Raw genomic sequence first — 3,950 nt, 5'->3', positions numbered from 1 at the left:
GCTACTGAAAGCCCGCTACGTACCGCTTTAGCGGTCCGAGTCGGGTAGTTTACAAGCTTTTTTCATCGAGTCCCGTTGGGAAGACCTCTTGCGAAACCTGTTTCTTACCGGCGCTAGCGGCTGCCTGGGGCACTATGTGTTGGAGCGCCTGGCCCAGCAAAGGGATCCCGAGTTTCCGGAGCGGCCCGCCTACCACCTGTACGTTCTCATCCGCGAGACCAGCCGCCTGCGGCTGCCCCTAGAACGGCTGCCCGCCCCTATCACCCTAGTACCCGGCGATCTCCTGCGCATCCGGGAACACGCCGCTCTGCTGCGCCAGATGGACGGGCTGATCCACATGGCGGCAGCTTGGGGGGATCCCGCCCTGGCTTGGGCCGTGAATGTTACCCACACCCTGGAGCTCTTTCAGTTGTTGGATCCGGAGCGCTGTCAGCAGGTGATCTACTTTTCCACAGCCAGCCTTTTGAACCAGGACCTGGAGCCTTTGGCCATTGCCGGACGGGCCGGCACCGACTACATCCGCAGCAAGTACGAGATGCTGCTGCGGCGGCAGGAAAGCGGCTTCTGGCCGGAGCGCCTGCTCACCCTTTATCCCACCCTGCTCTTTGGCGGCAGCCCCCACCACCCCTACTCCCACATCACTGCCGGCCTCAAGGACGTTCTCCGCTGGCTGGATCTGATCCGCTTTTTGCGGGTGGATGCCAGCTTCCACTTCATCCATGCTGCCGATGTGGCCGAGATGGTCGCCCACTGGGTGGCTCATCCCCCAGGCGCAGGAGATTGGGTGTTGGGCAACTCCCCCTTGTCTTTGGATGAGTGCGTGGAACAGGTGTGTGCCTATTTCAAAAAGCGGATTTATTTCCGCGTGCCCCTGCCTTTGGCTTTGGTTCGCGGCTTGGCCTTCTTGTTTCGGGTGCGGCTTTCCGAGTGGGATGAATATTGTCTGCGCCAGCGCCATTTTGTTTACCCGGCCATTTCCCCAGAAACCCTGGGTTTGCGCTGCCACTTCCCCACCGTGGCCTCTCTTTTGGATACCTACCTCTAGACCACCTTTGAGTAACAGTAGAACTGGACGCTGCTTCCTTTCCCTCTGGGACGGGGGGATGAGAGCCGAGGACCCAAGGGATCCCACTCGCCTCCGACAGGGATCAGCCGGTGGGGGCCACCGTTTCTCTGATGGCCAAGGCCTGGAGCTGGGCGGCAATGCGCTCTCGGTTGAGGTTTTGCCCAATCAGCACCAGTCGGGTCAAGCGCGGCTCCTGGGGTTGCCAGGGGCGGTCGTAGTAGGTTTCAAATCGGGATCCCACCCCCTGCAGCACCAGGCGCATCGGCTTGTAGGGGACGGCCACAAACCCTTTTATCCGGTAAAGACATTCCTCTTGGGCCAACTGGCGTAGCTGAGCCACCAGGGATCCCGGCTCATAACCTCCCTCCAAGCTGAGGTAGAAAGACTCAAAAGCTTCGTGCTCATGCTCCTCCCCGTGATCGTGGTGGCTGGGGCGGCGCTCGAGCTGGTCTTCCACCGCTGCATTAAAGCCCAAGAGCACTTCTGGAGGAACCTGCCCCCGCTCACAAGGGAGGATTTGAACCTCAGGGCGCAAGTGGTGCCGCAGCCAGCTTTCCACCCGAGCTTGCTCCTCTTGGGTAATCTGATCCACCTTGGTGAGCACCACCAAATCGGCACAACTCAACTGATCCTCAAACAATTCCTCAAGCGGAGTCTCATGGTCCAAACTTTCGTCAGCCTGCCGCTGCGCCTCCAGGGCCGCCGGATCCCCCACCAGTTGCCCGGAGGCCAGAGCCTGACCATCCACCACCGTAATCACCGCATCCACCGTGGCGCCTGTACGAATGGTGGGCCAGCGGAAAGCCTGCACGAGCGGCTTGGGCAAGGCCAGTCCTGAGGTTTCAATCAAAATGCAGTCTAGCTCCGCCCGCCGCTGCAACAGAGCTTCCATGGTGGGCAAAAACTCCTCCTGCACCGTGCAGCAGAGACAGCCGTTGGCCAGCTCCAGAATGGGGATGGATCCCTCCCCCTCACACAGTTGGCAATTCCGCAGCAACTCGCCGTCGATGCCCACTTCGCCAAACTCGTTAACCAACACGGCAATGCGGCGGCCCTGGTTGTTGAGCAAAAGGTGACGGATCACCGTGGTCTTGCCGGATCCCAGAAATCCGGTGATGACGGTAACAGGGATCTTGTGCATCTGCTCCGATGACTCAGCGCTCTTCAGTTTCCACCCCAAACTTTCTTTCTGCCAATCCTTGAGGGGGGGATGCCCAAAAAAAGGCCCCCGGCAAGGGGGGCCAAAGGTACATTCCAGAGGGACTTATGCCCTTATCGGATCGGCTTCATCCGGTAAACCGGCTCGTTCTCGCGGTTGATCCCTTTCTCAAAACCGGCAGCAGCGGCGCGAGCGCGACCAGCATGCCACAGGTGACCCACGAAGAACAGGAAGCCGAAGATGAAGTTGTGAGCAGCCAACCAGGTGCGCGGGCTGGTGAAGTTCACCGTGTTGATCTCGGTAGCCACACCACCCACCGAGTTCAGGGATCCCAGCGGCGCATGGGTCATGTACTCCACTGCACGGCGGGCTTGCCAGGGCTGAATGTCGTTTTTCAGCTTATCCAGATCCAACCCATTGGGGCCCAGCAGCGGCTCTTTCCAGGGAGCCCGCACATCCCAGAAGCGCATCGTCTCGCCGCCGAAGATGATCTCGCCCGTGGGGGAGCGCATCAGGTATTTACCCAGACCGGTGGGACCTTGGGCTTGGCCAATGTTGGCCCCCAAGCGCTGGTCGCGCACGATGAAGGTGAGGGCTTGCGCTTGCGAGGCTTCTGGGCCAGTGGGGCCGTAGAACTCGCTGGGGTAGACGGTGTTGTTGAACCAGATGTAGCAGGTGGCAATGAAGCTCATCAGCGAAACCGCCGCCAAGCTGTAGGAGAGATAGGCCTCCCCAGACCAGATAAAGGCGCGGCGAGCCCAACCAAAGGGCTTGGTGAGGATGTGCCAAATCCCACCGGCAATGCAGATGATGCCAATGTAGATGTGGCCGCCGATTACATCCTCCATGTTGTCGACGCTGATGATCCAGCCTTCCCCACCAAAGGGAGATTTGAACAAGTAGCCGAAGATCACGGCGGGGTTCAAGGTGGGGTTGGTGATCACCCGCACATCGCCACCTCCTGGAGCCCAGGTGTCATAGACACCGCCAAACCACATGGCCTTGGCCACCAACAAGAAAGCCCCCAGCCCCAACAGGATCAGGTGGATCCCCAGGATGGTGGTCATCTTGTTCTTGTCTTTCCAGTCGTAGCCGAAGAAGGGGAAAGACTGCTCCAGAGTTTCTGGGCCGCGAATGGCGTGATAAATGCCCCCCAACCCCAGCACGGCGCTGGAGATCAGGTGCAGCACCCCGATGACAAAGTAGGGGTAGGTGTCAATCACCTCGCCCCCCGGGCCAACCCCCCAGCCCAGAGTGGCCACGTGGGGCATCAGGATCAGGCCCTGCTCATACATAGGCCGATCCGGCGTGAAGTGAGCCACCTCAAACAGCAGCATCGCTCCCGCCCAGAAGACGATCAGGCCAGCGTGGGCCACATGGGCGCCCAAAAGCCGACCGGAGAGATTAATCAAGCGGGCATTCCCAGCCCACCAGGCAAATCCGCCTTGGGTGCGATCTTGCACCACTGCAGAACCAAATGTTGTCGAGGTCACAGAGACCAACCTCCAATGATAGTCAGGAACAAGAGACACCAAAAAAAGTTTAGTTAACGCGAGCGCCTGCCGTTGGGCTCCCTGTCCACTGGGATCCGCGGCAGGGGATCCCTTAGGCAAGCGCTCATCCTCACAGAGCAGATCTCTCTCACAGAGCAGATCTCTAGGGATCTACCGCAGCTAAAGTCGAGCGAGCTCAGTGGGTTTAGAGCGCATTGCCGCGGGGGAGGAC

Annotated in this window: 3 protein-coding genes; 1 reads left to right on the top strand and 2 read right to left on the bottom strand. The window is 59.8% G+C overall.

The window, feature by feature from the left end; all coding sequences use genetic code 11:
- The first annotated feature begins 88 nt into the window (after positions 1 to 88).
- Positions 89 to 1,045, top strand: a complete 957-nt coding sequence (locus NW818_RS07140) for an NAD-dependent epimerase/dehydratase family protein (protein WP_414424178.1) — start codon at positions 89 to 91, stop codon at positions 1,043 to 1,045.
- 103 nt (positions 1,046 to 1,148) lie between these two features.
- Here the strand turns inward: NW818_RS07140 and cobW are convergent, their stop codons facing one another.
- Both cobW and psbC read right to left on the bottom strand, forming a co-directional pair.
- Positions 1,149 to 2,207 (bottom strand): cobalamin biosynthesis protein CobW, encoded by a 1,059-nt coding sequence (cobW, locus tag NW818_RS07135; protein ID WP_414424177.1) that lies wholly within the window; start codon positions 2,205 to 2,207, stop codon positions 1,149 to 1,151.
- Between the two features lie 131 nt (positions 2,208 to 2,338).
- Positions 2,339 to 3,718, bottom strand: a complete 1,380-nt coding sequence (gene psbC / locus NW818_RS07130) for a photosystem II reaction center protein CP43 (protein WP_414383044.1) — start codon at positions 3,716 to 3,718, stop codon at positions 2,339 to 2,341.
- Between the last annotated feature and the right edge of the window lie 232 nt (positions 3,719 to 3,950).

Origin of the sequence: Synechococcus sp. R6-5 (assembly GCF_047461775.1) — a bacterium.
Classification (GTDB): Bacteria; Cyanobacteriota; Cyanobacteriia; order Thermostichales; family Thermostichaceae; genus Thermostichus.
This window is presented reverse-complemented; position numbering and strand designations above follow the sequence as displayed.

Excerpts from the sequence above, each read along its gene's own strand:
- cobW (WP_414424177.1), bottom strand. The coding sequence starts at position 2,207 with ATGCACAAGATCCCTGTTACCGTCATCACCGGATTTCTGGGATCCGGC.